Source organism: Thermodesulfobacteriota bacterium, from assembly GCA_034189135.1.
In the GTDB taxonomy this organism is placed as follows: domain Bacteria; phylum Desulfobacterota; class Desulfobacteria; order Desulfobacterales; family JAUWMJ01; genus JAUWMJ01.
This window is the reverse complement of sequence record JAXHVO010000026.1, coordinates 1-18,172: the sequence shown is the minus strand read 5'-3', so window position 1 is coordinate 18,172 and position 18,172 is coordinate 1. Positions and strand designations below refer to the sequence as shown.

Here is an 18,172-nt window from a genome sequence, read left to right as displayed (position 1 = left end):
TTATTAATATTTTAAAATAAAGAGACTGAATTTAAAGACTTGTCAATTAAGGGGGAAATTGGCTTTTCCCGCCCCAGGTATGCCGTTTATCTCGGAGGGGTTTTTTTAAAATATGATGAAAAGACCAGGCGTGAACAGCTTACCGGTCTTGCTCCATCTGTAACTTCATTAATATACGAGGATGAGCTGGAAAACGAACATAGTTTTGGTGCTTTTGCCGGAGTTGAAATTTTCCTGACCCCTTCTATTTTGGCAAAAGTTGAGGGACAGGCTGTCAGCCAGAAAGGTATTTTTGCCGCTGTTGAATATCATTTTTAACTGTTTTTTGCACTTGTTTGGTTTATCAGGTGTCCCATTATAACTGTTTGCAATGCAGACAGCCCAACAAAATACCCGACCCATAGCGGAATCCCGAAAAAGACCGGCTCAACTTTGCCCCATGCCCAGAAGTCCATGGCAAGCAGAAAGATTACCAACAGGAGCCAAACATATCTGTCATATAGCCATTCGGGCAGGCAAATTTGCAGTGTTTTTTCCCTCCACAACAAGAATACATGGGTAAAAAGGTAAACCAAAAAGGTGATGATCATCACCCATATCACCGGCAGAAATGTTTTGGTGGTAAACAGTTTGAAATAAAAGCATATCAGCGCACTTTCGCCGCAGATAATTGAAAAAATGGCAGCAAGGGAAAAGACTCTTTTAAAATAGAGGCCGAATATCACCGTGGGGAACAAAACCGCCAAACCGGTAAAGGTTTGGGTGGCAATCTGAAGAATGGTAGCCGGCGGGCGATAGGCCAGTGCGAGACCGGCCAGGCTCAGCAAAACCACTAAGATACGACCGGATGCACTGGTTTCTTTAGTTGCTTTCTGAAACAAGGGAACCACGTCTCTGGTAAAAATAGAACTTAACGTCAACAGTTGAGAATCCATAGTGGACATGAGGGCCGCCAGTCCGGCTGCCATAATCAGTGCGGCCATAAAATCGCCTGAGATTAAAATCAACACCAGAGGTAAAATACGGTCAGCCTGTTTGCCCACCAGTCCCGGGAAAGAAAGATGCCCGAGAACTCCCACAGCAATCGGCATTAAAAAAACCACACTGCAAACCATCGGATAAAAGATCATAATGCGAGAAATACTGCGGTCATTTCGGGCGGAAAAAAATCGCTGGAACAGCTGCGGAAACATGGGGTCACAAAGAAACCAAAGCACCATGAAACTAAACCAGATTCCCAGCGTATATTTTCCCTGCCCACCGGGTCGTGAAAAAAGTTCCGGATTTGAAGCCAGGACTTTTTGGTTGGCTTCAATAAATCCCCCATGATGCCATGCCACAATAATCAGTGACGCAATTAGCAAAAGGAACAGGACCATACCTTGAAACAAATCTGTCCATGCCACCGCCCGCAGTCCTCCACGCAGGGTGTACAGTAAAATAATACCGGTCACCAGAATACATCCATAAAAATAGGGAAGGCCTAAAAGCTCTTCCAGGGCATAACCGGCGGCCATGGGCTGAAGTGCCAGGTAAGGAATGGTAAAAATGATCATAACCAGAGCGAATAAAAAGGACAAAAAAGGGCTTTGATACAACTCTTTGACCAACTCCGGTGGGGTGACCAATCCATATTTCCGACCGACCTGCCATATTTTCCGACCAATTATCCAGAAAGTCAGAGCCATAAACCCCGTACCAAAACCCATGATAGGAAAAAATGCATACCCGTCCCGATAGCCTGCACCGGAAGTGCCAAAAACGGTGAAGGCGGAAAAATTGGTGGCAATCATGGTTCCCAGCAGAATGAGGGTGCCCAGTTTTCTGTCCGCCAGAAAGTAGGTTTCCGGAGATGATTTCCAGCGGGTGCGGGCAATAAAACCGATGCCAAGCACAATCAGGAAATAGGCGCACAAAACAGATACTTTGATGAACACAGTGATGCCTCCTTGCTATCTATAGTAATTTCTCAAAAATATGTTCCGTTTTAAAAGAGGAAACTGTCTGAGTGTATTAGAAATCGTTAAGAAAGAACTTAAATGCAATATGGTTAATTTATTGTAGCCGTTGTCATACCGAAATTAATTATAATAAAGACAGTGAGTTTTTTCTTTGCGATTTCTTATATACGAGCTTTTCATCGTTTAAAACGAAATATATTTTTGAGAAACAGTATATCACTTTCAAGATCCAAGAAATACAAAAGCCACCCCGATATAAGGTCGGGATGGCTTTGCCTGACATAACCTTGTTTAACATGGCGTGTGGACGCCAATTCTCATTTTCAATTGGAGGCGGCAACCAGATTCGAACTGGTGAATAGCGGTTTTGCAGACCGCTGCCTTACCACTTGGCTATGCCGCCAAAAAATGGAGCGGGAAACGGGATTTGAACCCGCGACTTCGACCTTGGCAAGGTCGCACTCTACCACTGAGTTATTCCCGCTCAATTATTTTTATTTAGAGTCTTTAATAATTTTTGTCAATAAAAAAGCGTAAGGCTCGGGGGAAAATAAGTCCGCATTTTTGCAGTTGAGGTGCCCGTATAGTAAGGTGTAAAACTGTAAGAATATCAATTATATTCCCAATTTTTGCCATTCCGCCGGGCGGGATGCATCGTTGCGGCAGATATAAACTTGTTTCTTCCCAAGCCCTTACAGTTTAAGCAGCCTTCTAAATCTTACAAAATAGTCAACACCTGACCATACGGTAAACACCAGAGCCCCTATCAAAAAAAAATAGCCAATCGCATTCAAGTTAATTCCAAAATACGGATAATGAAATATCAGCGGTATAATGGCTGCGATTTGAAACCCTGTTTTATATTTTCCAAGCCAGGAGGCGGAAATATCCTCCCCCTTTTCAGCGATGATGTTTCTTAGTCCGGTAACGGCAATTTCCCTGCCGATGATGATACACACGATCCATGCGGGTATCCAGTGAAGTGATGCCAGCATAATAAACGAACAGGAAACCAAAAGCTTGTCGGCAACCGGATCCATGACCTTTCCAAGGTCAGTCACCAGCCCCCTTCGCCGAGCAAGGTATCCATCAAGATAATCGGTAATTGCCGCTGCACTGAATATGATGGCGGCGACAAATGTAAGCAATCTGTTAGGAAACAACAACAGGATGACAATGACCGGCACAGCCAGAATCCTGAAAAGGGTCAAGCTGTTCGGATGACTCAATATTTTTTTTAAACCGCCTTTGGGTAACATTTTTTTCCTTAGGGTCTTATTGTTTTTTCATCTTGTCCCAGTCATCCAGAAAGCTTTTCAGTCCTTTATCTGTCAAAGGATGCGCAGCCAGCTTGCCAAGCACATTAAAAGGTATGGTGGCAATGTCCGCCCCCATCATTGCAGCATCAAGTACATGAAGCGGGTTTCTCACGCTGGCCACAATAATTTCAGTATCATAGCCATAGTTGCTGTATATTTCAACAATCTGTTCCACTAGCAACAGCCCCTCATGGGACAAATCGTCAAGACGTCCCACAAACGGACTCACATAGGTCGCCCCGGCTTTAGCCGCCATAAGGGCCTGCAGGGGTGAAAAAACCAGGGTAACGTTTGTCTTTATTCCCTCGGCGGTAAGGGTGCGTGTTGCCTTCAATCCATCCACGGTCATGGGAATTTTTACTACTATATTGCTATGGATACCGGCCAGATGACGAGCCTCTTTAACCATACCCTCGGCATCTGTGCTTATGACTTCAGCGCTTATGGGCCCATCCACAATTTGACAAATTTCCTTAATCACCTCTTCAAAATCACGCCCTTCTTTAGAAATCAAAGACGGGTTGGTGGTCACGCCGTCAGCCATTCCCATTTTAGCGGCTTCTTTAATTTCGTTTATGTTTGCCGTATCAATAAAAAATTTCATCTATAAAAACCTCCTGTGACAATATTTTCGGTTATAGTAATTGCCATAAATATGTTCCGTTTTAAATGAGGAAACTGTCCGAGTGTATTAGAGATCGTTAAGAAAGAACTTTGAGAGAATATGGTCAATTTATTAAGATAGTTCTAATAACGAAATCAATTATAATATGGTCAGTCTGTTCTTTCTTTACGAGCTCTTATATACGAGTTTCTCATCGTTTAAAACGGAATATATTTATGGCAAAATTATATGCTCTCTAAAAATCTGTATCATTTTTAAAATCATATCCTCTGAAGGTAGATTGTTTACTTTTCTTCTGCCTTATGTTTTCTTCCTCATTTCAATAAACCGGTCTCTGCACTCCCTGCTGCAAAAATAGAGATCTTTGCCATCAACTTTCAGATGCACCCCGTTTCTTTTAGGAAAATAAACCTGGCAAAAAGGATCCTTTACCATTACATCATCGATTTCACCAGCTTTTTGTCCGGTTACCGTTTTCTCTGTGGATACATTTTTCAGCATCCAGGATTTCAAAGCCCGGTATGCAAGGTATGCAATCCCTATAATGATCAGTAATCGCATTTATACTCTTCTATCCCCTGTTCTCCATCATTTAGATGCTCTAGAAGATATTTCATGTTTTTTTTAAAAACAGGATGAACGACATCCGCATCTATATCACAAATAGGCTTTAATACAAAGCGCCTTGTATGCATCCTTGGATGCGGAACGATCAAATCCTTTGAATTTATAACCACACTGCCAAATAAAATGATATCCATATCAAGAATACGGGGGCCAAACCGTATGGTATCATTGGTGCGACCGGCATGTTGCTGAATGGACTTTAGCCTGCTTAAAAGTTTAAAAGGATTTAATGAAGTTTCAATCTTTATGGCGTAATTAATAAACCAGTCCTGATCCACATAATCCACAGGATCGGTTTTATAGTAGGGAGACTGGGCTTTGAGCATCACTGCACCCGACCTTATCAGTGCGTCAACACCTTTTTTGCAGTTTTCAAGTTTATTTCCGATATTGGAACCCACACAAATATAAACCGCATGCCTTTTCATTTAAAAACCGATATTACGGATTCTGTCAACCGCTTCCTTAAGCCTATCCTGGCTGACCGTTAGCGTCATTCGAACATACCCCTCACCGGCTTTCCCGAATCCATTGCCCGGCGTGGCAACAATACCTGCTTTTAGCAACAGGTGACTGGCAAATTCTGCTGATGTGTAACCTCGAGGAACCTCAATCCAGGTATAAAAAGTTGCCTTTGGCTTTTCCACCGAAAGTCCCACGCTCAGCAGCCCATCAACCAGAATATCACGACGCTTGGTATATTCTGCGTTCATTTCACGGACACAGGTTTGATCCTCTTCAAGAGCAGCTATTCCAGCAAATTGCACTGCCTGAAAAGCACCGGAATCAATATTGCTTTTAATCTGGCCAAGGGCCTGAATCACCTCTGCCCTGCCCACCGCAAATCCGATACGCCAACCGGTCATGTTGTATGTCTTGGAAAGGGAATGAAATTCTATACCCACATCTGCGGCCCCATCTGTTTCCAGAAAACTTTCCGGGCGGTATCCGTCAAAAGCCAATTCCGTGTATGCGGCATCGTGGCATATAATAATATTATTCGCCTGTGCAAAGGAAACAACTTGTTTGAAAAACTCCCCGTTGGCCACTGCTGATGTGGGGTTGTTGGGATAATTAAGAAACATCATTTTTGTTTTCTTAACCACATCCGCCGGCACGGCTTCAAGATCCGGCAGAAAACGATTTTCCTTTAACAGATCCATGAAATATGTCTCCCCGCCTGCAAACTTAACACCAATGTCATACACGGGATAACCGGGATTTGTCACCAGGGCTGCGTCCCCTGGATTGATAAAGGCAAGGGAAATATGAGCAATCCCCTCTTTTGAGCCGATAAGTGTCACAACTTCCTTGGCGGGATCGACCGTCACCTTAAATCTTCGCTTATACCATCGGGCAACCGCATCATTAAAATCACCCATACCGGAATATGACGGGTATTTATGATTTGCCGGATCCTGCGCGGCCTTGTTCAAGGCTTCAATAATGTGTCCCGGAGTCGGCATATCCGGATCACCCACACCCAGATCAATAATATCCATGCCGCGTTTTTTTACTTCTTCCTTTTGCCTGTCAATTTCTTTGAACAGGTATGGCGGAAGACTGCTTATCCTGTTGGATTTTTCAATTCTCATCATGTCTTGTTTCCTTTGGTAAAATTTCCGCACGAACATAGTTTATAGCATCTTCTGACATTTCACCCCTGTAAATGATACGCGCATCTCCCTGGAGATAAATATTTCCAAACACCCCCTTTTCTTCTGTAAAAAAAATCAACAGCCACCCACCGCTTTTTGTCCTGACAGCTATGGGTGATTTTACCTTTGTTTTATTTGCGTAAACCAGCGCACTGGCAACCGCGCCTGTGCCGCATGCCAGAGTCTCGTCTTCCACCCCTCGTTCATAGGTTCGTATCGATATTTTATCTTTCTCCACCGGACAGTAAAAATTGACATTGGTTCCAGCAGGAGCAAATTTTTTGTGATACCGGATCTTCCGGCCCAGTTCAACAACCTCAACATCATCTATATTATCCACGGCCATGACTACATGGGGCACACCGGTATTGATACTGCTGACTGTTATAGCTCCATCGGCCGTATTTACAGTTAAATCGACCTTAAGATCCTGCGCATCCGTCATTTTTACTTTCACCAGATCATCTTTAACCTGGGCCGAGATAATCCCCACATCGGTTTCAAAGGACATCCGGGGCCCGGCAATTTCATTTAAGTAGGCAAACCGTGCCGCACACCTTGCCCCGTTACCGCACATTTCAGCCCTGCTTCCGTCGGAATTGAAAAAACGCCACTTAAAATCAACACTGTCAGCATTTTCAATCAGTATCATTCCGTCCGCACCCACAGACATTTTTCTGCGGCATACACTTGAAATAAAATTCGATAGATTCTTTTCTTCAACGACATGCTCCCGGTTGTCGATGATGATAAAATCATTGCCACTGCCGCTCATTTTATAGAATTTGATTTTTTTCATATGCTTATAAACGGTGGCACCGACTCTCCTCTGACCAGATCTTGGTAATCCTGCCGTTGGGTGACCACGTGAAATCGGTTATCCCTTACCATCACTTCAGCCACCTTCAGCCTGGAACAATAATTTGATGCCATGGCAAATCCGTATGCACCGGCACTCATCACCGCTATAAGGTCACCGTTTTTTACATCAGGAAGCTTCCGGTCGGCAGCAAGAAAATCACTGCTTTCACAAATAGGCCCGACAATATCAGCTTTTACCAGTTCATCACCGTTTTTTACCACCGGCCAAATGGCATGAAATGCATTATACAGGGTTGGGCGTAAAAGATCATTCATTCCTGCATCAACAATAATAAACTCTTTAACACTGCTCGATTTCCTGAACAACGCCTTGGTAACCAGAATTCCGGCATTTCCCACTATCACCCTGCCAGGCTCAAGAATAAGTTTAAGGTTGTCCTTTTTCAATGATTCAACAATCGCTTTGGCATACTCATTAAGATGGGGTGGAGACTCATCATCATATGTAATTCCGAGACCTCCCCCCATATCAAGATATTTTATTTCGATCCCGATCTCTTTCAGCTCAGCAATCAGAGATTTCAAACTTTTTAACGCTTCTTTAAAAGGTTGAACCTGTGTAATCTGTGAACCGATGTGACAGTCAATCCCTATTATCTGTATATTTTCCAGCGCCTTTGCTGCTTTATATCCTTCCACTGAAGTCTTCCTATCAATCCCGAACTTGTTTTTTTTCAATCCCGTTGAAATATAAGGATGGGTCTGCGGGTCAACATCGGGATTCACGCGAATGGCCACCGGGGCTTTCTTTTTTAACCTAGCGGCCCGCTTATCGATCAGGTCAAGCTCTTCAAGAGATTCAACGTTAAACATTAAAATACCGGACTTAAGGGCATAGTCGATCTCGTCAATACGCTTTCCTACCCCCGAATAGACAATCCGGTCAGGTGAAATACCGGCCTTGAGTCCACGGTACAGCTCACCGCCGGAAACAATGTCCAGCCCGCTGCCAAGGTTTTTTAACAATGTTAAAATGGCATGGTTAGAATTTGCTTTTGCACTGTAACAAACCAGCCGTTTTACCCCTTCAAATGCCTGGTCAAAAGCAACAAAATGTCGTTTTAAAGTCGCATAGCTGTATATATAAAATGGAGTTCCCACCTTTTCAGCTATTTCTTTAAGCGGCACATCTTCACAGTGCAGCTGATTTTGGCGATAGGTAAAATGATGCATAATTTCAACTTTTCATAAATTTATGGACAGGTTTTTCACCCAGGAATTTGCCTAAAAGACTTTCCGGTAATTCCAGGAAAAAAGTCGTTCTTATAATAATTGTCATAAGCAGGTTCCGTTGTAAATGAGGAAGCTGTTTGAGTTTAAAAGCTGAACTCCACATAATTTGAATCCGTGCTGGACCCACCGTTTTTAGTATAAAAAATTACTTTATATGTATATAAAAATCCTTTCTCGATTTCTTCACGGTATTCCATATTCTTATGTTTATAACCGGGCTTATCAATCTGCATATTTAGCGGAATATCCGACACCCTTTCAAACAGCTTGGGGCAGTTTTTACAGGCAGAATCCGACAGCGGCCTTTTATATCTGTATACCATGAACCCATCCGGATCTGTTTTTACTTTCTCTTTTTTAGGGGGGACCGTCCAGGTCAGGGTAAGTGTGGTACCATCAATACCGTATGTTAAATCATTGACGGCCGGAATCGCCTTTTGCCGCGGAGGAACAGGCGGACCTTTTTTGCCACATCCGGGTAAAACAAAGACGACGGCAAGTAAAATGAATATCAGGCTCTTCAAACTAATCACCTTTGCAACTTATTTTTCAAATCCTTTTTTGCTTTTTTTATTGCTGCCTTTACGTTTTCTGTGGCTGTTCCGCCGGCAGATTTTCTCCGGTTAACCATTTCCCTTGTACCCAGAAATTTAAAGATGTCCTCTTCAACTACGGGGGAAAAGGATTGCAACTCTTTTAGTGACAATTCATGAAGCTCCTTTTTCTTGTCAAGCGCATACCTGACTGCCTGGCCCGCACAGGCGTGTGCTTCTCTAAAGGGTATGCCTCTGACAGCGAGATAATCGGCCAGGTCTGTTGCATTCAAATAGCCTTTGGATGCGGCTTTTCCCATTATTTCGCTGTTTATTTTTATTTTAGGGAGCATTTTGGTATAAATATGTATGCAGGATTTTAAAATATCCACCGCGTCGAACAATATTGCTTTATCTTCCTGCATGTCGCGGTTATATGAAAGCGGTAAAGATTTCATCATGGATAACATGGCCATAAGGTCTCCAAAAACACGGCCTGTTTTACCGCGAACAAGTTCAGGAACGTCTGGATTTTTCTTCTGGGGCATAATACTGCTGCCTGTGGCAAATGAGTCGGGAAGTTCAGTAAAAGCAAACTCGGATGAGGACCATAGAATCAACTCTTCCGACAGGCGGCTGAAATGCACCATGCAGATGCTTGCCGATGATAAAAACTCAATAATAAAATCACGGTCTGAAACTGCATCCATGCTGTTTGCCGACACTTTTGGGAAATTAAGAATTTCGGCGGTATATTCCCCGTCAATGGGATAGGTGGTACCTGCCAGGGCGGCACTTCCCAAAGGCATCACGTTTATACGTTTCAAACTGTCATCCAATCGTTGCGCATCTCGGGAAAACATTTCGTAGTATGCCATCAGGTGATGGGAGAAAAGCACCGGCTGTGCGCGCTGCATGTGGGTGTATCCCGGCAAAATCGTATCCATATTTTTTTCTGCAAGATTGACGATTACTTGGCACAGCTTGGCAATGAGCTTTATTATATCGCAAGTCTCCTGTCTTAAAAATAGGCGGACATCAAGCGCAACCTGATCGTTTCTGCTCCTTGCCGTGTGCAGCTTCAATGCGACCTTTCCGACTCTGCTGGCAAGGGCGGTTTCGATATGCATATGGATATCTTCCATACTATCGTCAAAGGTAAATTTTTCTTTTTCTATTTCCTCTCTTATATCAATAAGCCCTTTGATCAATACCGATGCCTCTTCCTTGGTGATAATGGATTTTTCCGCAAGCATTCTGCAGTGGGCCATACTTCCTTCAATATCACAGAAATACAGACGTTTATCTATATCAATCGAAGATGTAAATGCTTCCACACTCGGATCTGTCTTATCGGAAAATCTTCCGTCCCAGGTTTTGTCAGACATGCATAACCTCAACTTTTTGACGGTAAAACGATGGGGATTGGCGGCTAAAGAAGTATTATATCCTTTAGAATTTCCTGGTTTGATATCATCCCAGCTTCCGGCCTTTATTTATTAATCATTTTCTGAATCCGCAGTCTTAGGGCATTAAGCCTGATAAAGCCTTCGGCATCTTTCTGGCTGTAAACATCGTCATCTTCAAAAGTAGCATAATCCTTACTGTAAAGTGATTCTTCTGATTTGCGGCCAAGTACAATGCAGTTGCCCTTATACAATTGAAGACGAACAGCACCGGAGACATTTTTCTGGGTCAGATCAATCATGCCCTGAAGTATTTTCATCTCTGGAGAAAACCAGAAACCATTATACACAAGTTCGGAATATTTTGGTATCATAGAATCCCGAAGGTGCATCACTTCTCTGTCCATGGTGATGGTTTCCATGTTCATATGCGCAATCCGCAAAATAGTGCCCCCGGGTGTTTCATATACTCCGCGAGATTTCATTCCTACAAAACGGTTTTCTACAATATCAATTCTACCGATACCGTTTCGCCCGCCAAGCACGTTAAGCCGCTTTAAAAGATGTGCCGGTGAAAGCTCCTCGCCATTTATTGCCACAGGATCACCCTGGTTAAAGCGGATCTCTATCATTTCAGCTTTATCCGGTGCCTCCTTCGGGGAAACGGAAAGAGTAAATATATCATCCGGTGGTTCTACCCAGGGATCTTCAAGAACACCGCCTTCATAACTGATGTGCAATAGATTTCCGTCTGTACTGTATGGTTTTTTATGGGTGGTCGGTACTTCTATTCCATGATCCCTGGCAAAATCCATCAGTGCGGTACGGGAATTCAGATTCCACTGCCGCCAGGGTGCAATAATTAGAATATGCGGGTCCAGAGCAAGATAGCCCAGTTCAAATCTCACCTGATCGTTGCCCTTGCCTGTTGCCCCGTGGCTGACAGCGTCTGCCCCTTCAATTTTCGCAATTTCAATCTGACGCTTGGCGATAAGAGGCCGGGCAAGAGAGGTGCCTAAAAGATACTGACCTTCGTATATTGCATTTGCCCGAAATGCCGGAAAAACATAATCTTTGACAAACTCTTCTTTAAGATCATCGATATAAACTTTGGTTGCCCCGGTTTTTATTGCGTTTCCTTCTATGTGGGATAAATCATCTTCCTGACCAATATCAGCGGAAAAAGTGACCACCTCACATTCATATTTTTCCATCAACCACTTTAAAATAACAGATGTATCAAGCCCTCCGGAATAGGCCAGTACGACTTTATTTACTTTAGCAGACACGGCTTTGCTCCTATGTTTTTATCAATCTTGTGGTACAATTTATGTTTCAATTTATTTCGATTTATCCAATATTCGATCGAGACATTCCACCAGCGCATCTATATCATCATTCTCTATGATAAGGGGAGGAACAAACCGCAGTATCTTGTCCTGAATACAGTTGATCAAAAAACCATTTTCCATGCATTGTTTAACAATCGTTCCTCCATCTGTTCTCAGCTTCATTCCCAACAGAAGTCCTATCCCCCTGACATCCACAATCACTTCGTGCCTTTCTTTCAGCCAAAACAGCCTTTCCTTAAAATAAACACCTGCTTTTTGGCAATGTTCAACAATCTTTTCTCTTTCAATTACCTTTAGCACTTCAAGTGATGCTGCGGTAATAACCGGAGTGCCACCGAACGTTGTCGCATGAGCCCCTGGGCCGAATGCGGAAGCGATATTTTCTTTTGCAAGCATCGCCCCTATCGGTAACCCGTTAGCAAGAGCTTTGGCAAGCGTCATGATGTCCGGCTCAACTTCGAAATGTTCATGGGCAAACAGCTTGCCGGTACGTCCGATTCCGGTTTGTATCTCATCAAAAATTAAAAGCACGCCGGCGTCATCGCATATTCTTCTTACCGTCTTGAGGTATTCTGCATCAGGACAGCGAACCCCGCCTTCGCCCTGAACAGGTTCCAGCAAAACAGCACACGTGGATGAATCAATTTTGCTTTCCAGTGCCCTTGCATCATTGAACTCTACAAAATCAAACCCCCCGAGAACAGGATTAAAACCTTTTCTTATTTTTTCCTGGCCGGTTGCTGAAAGGGTGGCCATTGTCCTGCCATGAAAAGATTTTTCCATGGCGATAATCCGATACCGTCCATCCTCTCCTTTATCACTGAAATATTTCCTGGCTAATTTAATAGCCGCCTCATTTGCTTCAGCTCCACTATTGCAAAAAAATACCCTGTCGGCAAAACTGTTTTCAACCAGCCAGGATGCAAGCTCTACTTGTGGAAGGGTATAATACAGGTTCGATACATGAAACAAAATATCCGCCTGTGCTGAAAGTGCTCTGGCAACTGACGGATGGGCATGGCCCAGATTGCAAACCGCAATCCCCGCCACAAAATCCGTATAACTGCGTCCTTCGGTGTCCCAAAGTTTGCAACCTTTTCCTCTCTCAATTACGATGGGAAACCTTTGATAGGTTCCTGCAATGTTTTTATCTGCTTTTTTTATTATTTCGCTGCTCATAAGATGACTTCCGTACCAATTCCTTTGTCAGTAAATAGTTCCAGCAATAAGGCATGTCGTTTGGTACCGTTTATGATGGGAACTTTTTTTACTCCGCTTTTCAAGGCATGCAGTGCGTACTCTATTTTTGGTATCATGCCCCCTGAAATACTTTTTTCATCAATCATTTTTTTTATGGATTGCGCATTTATGGAAGATATCAAAGATCCTTTGCTGTCAAGTACTCCATCCACATCTGTAAGAAAAACCAGGCGTCCTGCAGAAAGTGCCATCGCAACCCTTCCGGCCACATGATCTGCATTGATATTATAGGTTTCCCCCAACGCCCCTGTTCCTACAGGTGCGATAATGGGAATAAAACCCTTACCGGTTAGGGTATTAATAATATCCGTATCAATATAGGTGACTTCACCCACCAGTCCGGGGTCAATGATCTCAGGCGGTTTGTCAGCCTCTTTATGGTTTACGATATGAAGCTTTTTTGCCTGGATTAGATTTCCGTCTTTGCCTGACAACCCAACAGCCTTACCTCCCTGCTGGTTAATCTGGGCCACAATCGCCTTGTTTACTTTCCCGCCCAGGACCATTTCCACCACGTCCATTGTCTGCTCATCGGTAAATCGCATCCCTTTAACAAATCTGGTACTTATCCCCATCTGCTCGAGGACAGAGCTGATCTGGGGGCCACCGCCATGTACAACCACCGGGTTCAGCCCGATGAATTTTAGCAGCGTCACATCCCTGGCGAAATCTTGCTTTAACTTCTCATCCACCATGGCGTGGCCACCGTATTTAATGACTATAGTCATACCTGAAAAACGCCTGATATAGGGAAGGGCTTCTATCAGTATGTCTGCGACGTTTGGATTCATTTTAAATATGTTTTTATCAACTTTAAAAAATCAGATAGACTTCTTTTTTCTAACTTGCAATCCGTAAATCCACCACCCCGATGAATACAGTAAAAATCATTTTACAGGATATATCTGCTTAAATCTTCATTATCTTTGATATCCTTTAATTTTTGTTCTACAAATTGCCTGTTGATCGCCTTTCTTTTTTCTTCCATGTCAGGTGCATCAAAAAGAATATCTTCAAGAAGACACTCCATGAGTGTATGGAGTCTCCTTGCTCCTATGTTTTCGGTCATATTATTCACTTCTTCCGCAATCCTGGCAATCTCTTCAACTGAATCATCTTCAAATACAACGTCAACTCCTTCTGTCCTTAAAAGCTCAATATACTGAAGGAGCAAAGCGTTTTTAGGTTCGGTAAGTATCTTGATGAACTCTTTATATCCAAGAGAATCAAGCTCAACCCTTATGGGAAAGCGGCCTTGAAGTTCCGGAATTAAATCCGAAGGCTTGACTGTATGAAATGCACCGGAAGCGATAAAAAGTATATGATCCGTCTTGACCGGTCCATATTTGGTGGTTACAGTACTTCCTTCCACTATTGGAAGAAGATCTCTTTGAACCCCTTCCCTTGAAACATCAGGCCCATGCCCGCTGTTTCTTCCTGCGATCTTGTCTATCTCATCAAGAAAAATAATACCGGTATGCTCAACTTTTTTAATTGCATTTTTTACAATCTTGTCCATATCTACGAGATTCTGTGATTCCTCCTGAGCCAGGATTTCCATTCCTTCCGTAACTTTGACTTTCCGTCTTTTCGACCCTTTTGGCAAAATACCACCCAACATATCTTTAAAATTGATGCCCATCTCTTCCATGCCTACGTTGGAAAAGATTTCCACCATGGGCATACTCCGTTCTTCAACGTCCAGGTCAACATATCGATTGTCCAGTTTCCCTTCTCGAAGCATTTTACGAAGCTTTTCCCTTGTTGATGATATTCCACTGACTTCAGGTTGTACGATCTCAAGCTGGGTGTCAGTGATATCTTCGTCTTTTTTAGTTTCCTGTTTCCCTGATTTTGGCAGAAGAAGATCCAGCATCCTTTCTTCGGCAATCTTTGCAGCCTTATCCTTTACTGCTTCACCTTCTCTCACTTTTCCTGTGGTGACCGTCAGTTCAAGAAGATCCCTTATCATTGATTCCACATCGCGCCCCACATATCCCACTTCAGTGAACTTGGAAGCCTCTACCTTGCTGAAAGGAGAATCCGTTAAGTTTGACAGGCGCCTGGCTATCTCCGTTTTCCCCACACCCGTGGGACCTATAAGTATTATATTTTTAGGTGCGATCTCATCACGAAGGTCCTTTGGAACCTGTTGCCTGCGCCAACGATTTCTTAAAGCAATGGCAACTGAACGTTTTGCCTTGTCCTGACCGATTATATACTTATCAAGCTCTCTTACAATTTCTGTTGGTTTAAGATTACTACTCATATTTTTACTAACCTTTTTAAGTTTTATTTTCTATCGATTCACCTGTCTATTGCCATGCTTCAATATTTTCAAAATATTCCATTTTCATCCGTCTAATTATGTCTATTGATGGCTGACAGAATTGAACCGTAAAGCCTTGAACTCCAAACCCTGGTAGTTACATCTCTTCTATAGTTACATCAGTATTGGTAAACACACAAATAGAGGCGGCTATTTTCATCGCTTCCTGAACAATACTCTTTGCATCCATATCGGTATGTTTTATTAGAGCCGATGCAGCAGCCTGGGCGCTGATACCGCCTGAGCCTATTCCGATCACCCCCTCATCAGGTTCAATCACATCACCATTTCCTGAGATAAGGTAAATCCTGGTCTCATCCATGGCAATCATAATGGCTTCAAGACGCCTTAAATACTTGTCCGTTCTCCAGTCCCTGGCCAGCTCCACAGCGCTGCGAGTCAAATTGCCGTTATACCTCTCAAGCTTGGCTTCCAGGCGTTCAGAAAGGTTTAACGCGTCCGCTGTGGCACCGGCAAATCCTACGATGATCTTATCGTTATATATCCTTCTTACCTTTTTGGCCTGATGTTTTATTATGTTGTTATTCAGGGTGACCTGACCGTCACCGGCTACGGCTGCTTTGCCGTTGTGCCTTACCGCCAGTATTGTAGTCCCATGAAATTTCATAATGCATTGATCTCCGCAATAGGCTCTTTTTGGTTAAGCGCTTAGAAATATTATATCGACAATTTTTTCGGTTTGCGTGTTGCAGGTTATTAATCGAAAATAATTCTTTTTTTAAAAACCCGTAACCCGTAACAAAAGGCATGCCCTTCTGCCTTCTTCCTTTGCCGCTTTTACTTTTTTAGTTGCTACTTCCTCGGATGCGCCTTATCATATGTTTCCATCAGTTTGTCTATACTCACATGCGTGTATTTCTGAGTAGTGGACAGACTTTTATGGCCCAAAAGCTCCTGAATTATCCTTAGATCGGCTCCTGCATCAAGCATGTGGGTCGCAAAAGAGTGTCGCAGCCCATGGGGGGACACAGGTGTCCGCATGCCGCATTCTCTAACCAGTTTATCAAGGATCCGGGCAATGGACCGAGTGGTCAGACGATCCGAATACTTATTTAGAAAAAGCGGACCATTTTTGTCACAGCGTATACCGGATTCAGTTTCTAATCTATTTCTGTAATCTTTTATCGCATCTATCGCTTTTTGGCCGATAGGTACAATCCTTTGTTTGTTTCCTTTTCCCAGAACGCGAATCACCCGTGAATCAGTATCAACATCAAAAAGATTCAGGCCGGCGAGTTCCGAAACGCGGATCCCGCAGGAATAAATGGTCTCAAAAATTGCTCGATTCCTCAGCCCCGGCAAGCTGTCATCATTAATGGAATCAAGCAGCCTGAACATGTCATCAACAGTCAGATAAGCAGGAATTGCTTTTTCCTGTTTGGGTGAAAGAATCGAATCTGCCGGACTGTCGGTCAGATACCCATGTTTTACCAGATAGATGAAAAAAGAGCGGATGGCGGAAAGTTTGCGCGCTATGGTGGTCTTCTTGTTGCTTTTATGTAAAGCCCCCAAATACCCTCTTATGGTAAGGCTATCTACTTTATCTATCCTAAAATAACCTGTTACCTTTTCAGTCTTGCCCTCCGGCGGCTGATGGCTTGAAATTATGGATATAAACTCCTTAATGTCATGTCTGTAAGCACGGCAGGTATTCGGTGAATATCCCTTTTCAGAGGAAAGGGATTCTATAAATGAGCGGATAAGACTCTCTGTTGAAGGTTTGTTTTGCAAAACCCATCCCTCTAAAACTCAATCATAGATTCCAGTTCGCTCCATGTCCCAACCTCGAGGAAAGGATGACTCTTCCGATTCCAGGGCTGTTTAAAAAGAACAGGATTAATTCCGGCATCCTTCAATAAAAAACATGTTTCAAGCCGGTCGTCCACAAAACAGGAATAACCTTTGTTTAACAGCACCTTCGCCTTATCCTCAAAGCTTCCGGTGGTAACAACTTCGAATGATTCCGGCCCGAAAGGCAGCATTTGTAATATCCAGTCATGTACGGGGCCAATGTATGGCCTGGCGGTAACGAACAGTAGCGGGCCGTAATTCCTGCCAATCCTGGACAAAACTTCCACGGCACCATCTACAGGTTTTAGTTCTGCTGCATAGTCCCCGTCCATTATACGTATGATGATTTCATTGATCGTTTTGGTATCGATATCGATGCATTCTTCCAAAATATAGTTGGTAATATCTTCATAATTTATACCGTTTATATTATATTCGTCGTGAGCAATATCAAGAAACAACCTCATGGTGTCGGCAAAGACACCGTCGATATCAAATGCCAAAGATTTCGGATCGATCATGTATTCTAGGCCGCCCTTCGAGTCTTCTTCTTCAACCTGGAAATGCGCCGCCGGTAAATGGTAGCCATTTTTTTATCTTTTGCCTCAAGCGCCGCTTTTCTCTCCGCCTTAAAAGCTCGAATCTTGTTTTTCAGCTCCTTAATGGATCTATCCTTTTTCTTTTTCGGAGTCTCTATGATTCCTTTTGCCTTTTTTACAGCGGCAAGCAATTCAGCTTTATTCATTCCGTGTACGCCGGTGATTTCCGGCATCTCTTTTGCGATTTCTCTCAGTTCCTTTACCGTCATCTTATCCAACGGTTTTTCTTTTGTTTCCTTTTCAGCCATAAATAATTAACCTCCTCTCCTTCTCTTTGCAGAAAAGCACGAGCCGGGGAAGTAAAGCCCCGGCTCTTTAAAACCTTTGCAAATCGTCCCTTTTTGAAGGTCTCCCCTATTAATTATAAACCAATATTTTTGTCCACGTCAAACTATGCTAAAATTTAAGTTTATATACTGTTTTTTTTCACTGTGTCAATATATAAAGCCAAGCAATTCAGGGTAACCGCATTTGGAAATCATCCTGCCAGGACCTTGAATAAGTAATCGTTATCCCATCCGGCCCTGAGCCGTCTGGATTTAATGCTTTTTTTAAGTGAGGTTTCCCTTTTTATCA

Annotated in this window: 19 protein-coding genes and 2 tRNA genes; 1 reads left to right on the top strand and 20 read right to left on the bottom strand. The window is 43.2% G+C overall.

The annotated features are described in order from the left end of the window. Positions 1-39 precede the first annotated feature (39 nt). Positions 40-318, top strand: coding sequence for a hypothetical protein (locus SWH54_03285; GenBank protein MDY6790271.1), 279 nt, complete (start codon positions 40-42; stop codon positions 316-318). On the opposite strand, the gene SWH54_03280 is transcribed toward SWH54_03285, so the two are convergent. From SWH54_03280 to SWH54_03185, 20 genes are all read right to left on the bottom strand, one after another. Beyond that, positions 315-1,937 (bottom strand): sodium:solute symporter family protein, encoded by a 1,623-nt coding sequence (locus SWH54_03280; GenBank protein MDY6790270.1) that lies wholly within the window; start codon positions 1,935-1,937, stop codon positions 315-317. The genes SWH54_03285 and SWH54_03280 overlap by 4 nt on opposite strands. Positions 1,938-2,289: 352 nt before the next feature. Further along, a tRNA-Cys gene (locus SWH54_03275) sits at positions 2,290-2,364 on the bottom strand. A 6-nt stretch (positions 2,365-2,370) separates the two neighbouring features. Beyond that, positions 2,371-2,445, bottom strand: a tRNA-Gly gene (locus tag SWH54_03270). A 208-nt stretch (positions 2,446-2,653) separates the two neighbouring features. Beyond that, a complete protein-coding gene (gene pgsA, locus SWH54_03265; protein ID MDY6790269.1) occupies positions 2,654-3,220 on the bottom strand; it encodes a CDP-diacylglycerol--glycerol-3-phosphate 3-phosphatidyltransferase in 567 nt (188 codons plus the stop codon). Between the two features lie 16 nt (positions 3,221-3,236). Then, positions 3,237-3,884, bottom strand: a complete 648-nt coding sequence (gene fsa / locus SWH54_03260; GenBank protein ID MDY6790268.1) for a fructose-6-phosphate aldolase — start codon at positions 3,882-3,884, stop codon at positions 3,237-3,239. A 321-nt stretch (positions 3,885-4,205) separates the two neighbouring features. Next, positions 4,206-4,466 (bottom strand): hypothetical protein, encoded by a 261-nt coding sequence (locus SWH54_03255; GenBank protein MDY6790267.1) that lies wholly within the window; start codon positions 4,464-4,466, stop codon positions 4,206-4,208. Then, positions 4,454-4,960, bottom strand: coding sequence for a 2-amino-4-hydroxy-6-hydroxymethyldihydropteridine diphosphokinase (gene folK / locus SWH54_03250; protein MDY6790266.1), 507 nt, complete (start codon positions 4,958-4,960; stop codon positions 4,454-4,456). Before folK ends, SWH54_03255 begins: the two co-directional genes overlap by 13 nt. Continuing rightward, entirely contained in the window at positions 4,961-6,130 is a 1,170-nt protein-coding gene (locus SWH54_03245; GenBank protein ID MDY6790265.1) for an LL-diaminopimelate aminotransferase, read from the bottom strand. Further along, positions 6,117-6,989: a diaminopimelate epimerase gene (gene dapF / locus SWH54_03240; GenBank protein ID MDY6790264.1), complete on the bottom strand. Its 873-nt coding sequence runs from the start codon at positions 6,987-6,989 to the stop codon at positions 6,117-6,119. Before dapF ends, SWH54_03245 begins: the two co-directional genes overlap by 14 nt. Beyond that, entirely contained in the window at positions 6,986-8,245 is a 1,260-nt protein-coding gene (gene lysA / locus SWH54_03235) for a diaminopimelate decarboxylase (GenBank protein MDY6790263.1), read from the bottom strand. The genes dapF and lysA overlap by 4 nt, the downstream gene beginning before the upstream one ends. 143 nt (positions 8,246-8,388) lie before the next feature. Then, entirely contained in the window at positions 8,389-8,829 is a 441-nt protein-coding gene (locus SWH54_03230; GenBank protein MDY6790262.1) for a hypothetical protein, read from the bottom strand. Between the two features lie 5 nt (positions 8,830-8,834). Then, the gene (gene argH, locus SWH54_03225) at positions 8,835-10,226 is read right to left on the bottom strand and encodes an argininosuccinate lyase (GenBank protein MDY6790261.1); all 1,392 of its coding nucleotides are present in this window, start codon (positions 10,224-10,226) and stop codon (positions 8,835-8,837) included. Between the two features lie 104 nt (positions 10,227-10,330). Continuing rightward, positions 10,331-11,533, bottom strand: coding sequence for an argininosuccinate synthase (locus SWH54_03220; protein MDY6790260.1), 1,203 nt, complete (start codon positions 11,531-11,533; stop codon positions 10,331-10,333). A gap of 51 nt (positions 11,534-11,584) precedes the next feature. Beyond that, the gene (locus SWH54_03215; protein MDY6790259.1) at positions 11,585-12,775 is read right to left on the bottom strand and encodes an acetylornithine transaminase; all 1,191 of its coding nucleotides are present in this window, start codon (positions 12,773-12,775) and stop codon (positions 11,585-11,587) included. Beyond that, the gene (argB, locus tag SWH54_03210; protein ID MDY6790258.1) at positions 12,772-13,647 is read right to left on the bottom strand and encodes an acetylglutamate kinase; all 876 of its coding nucleotides are present in this window, start codon (positions 13,645-13,647) and stop codon (positions 12,772-12,774) included. The genes SWH54_03215 and argB overlap by 4 nt, the downstream gene beginning before the upstream one ends. A gap of 101 nt (positions 13,648-13,748) precedes the next feature. Beyond that, the gene (hslU, locus tag SWH54_03205) at positions 13,749-15,125 is read right to left on the bottom strand and encodes an ATP-dependent protease ATPase subunit HslU (GenBank protein ID MDY6790257.1); all 1,377 of its coding nucleotides are present in this window, start codon (positions 15,123-15,125) and stop codon (positions 13,749-13,751) included. Between the two features lie 157 nt (positions 15,126-15,282). Then, on the bottom strand, positions 15,283-15,813 hold the full coding sequence (hslV, locus tag SWH54_03200) for an ATP-dependent protease subunit HslV (GenBank protein ID MDY6790256.1): 531 nt from the start codon (positions 15,811-15,813) through the stop codon (positions 15,283-15,285). Between the two features lie 185 nt (positions 15,814-15,998). After that, a complete protein-coding gene (gene xerA, locus SWH54_03195) occupies positions 15,999-16,937 on the bottom strand; it encodes a site-specific tyrosine recombinase/integron integrase (GenBank protein MDY6790255.1) in 939 nt (312 codons plus the stop codon). 11 nt (positions 16,938-16,948) lie between these two features. Continuing rightward, positions 16,949-17,518: a haloacid dehalogenase gene (locus tag SWH54_03190; GenBank protein MDY6790254.1), complete on the bottom strand. Its 570-nt coding sequence runs from the start codon at positions 17,516-17,518 to the stop codon at positions 16,949-16,951. 5 nt (positions 17,519-17,523) lie between these two features. Next, positions 17,524-17,844, bottom strand: coding sequence for a Rho termination factor N-terminal domain-containing protein (locus SWH54_03185; GenBank protein MDY6790253.1), 321 nt, complete (start codon positions 17,842-17,844; stop codon positions 17,524-17,526). Positions 17,845-18,172: the final 328 nt, after the last annotated feature.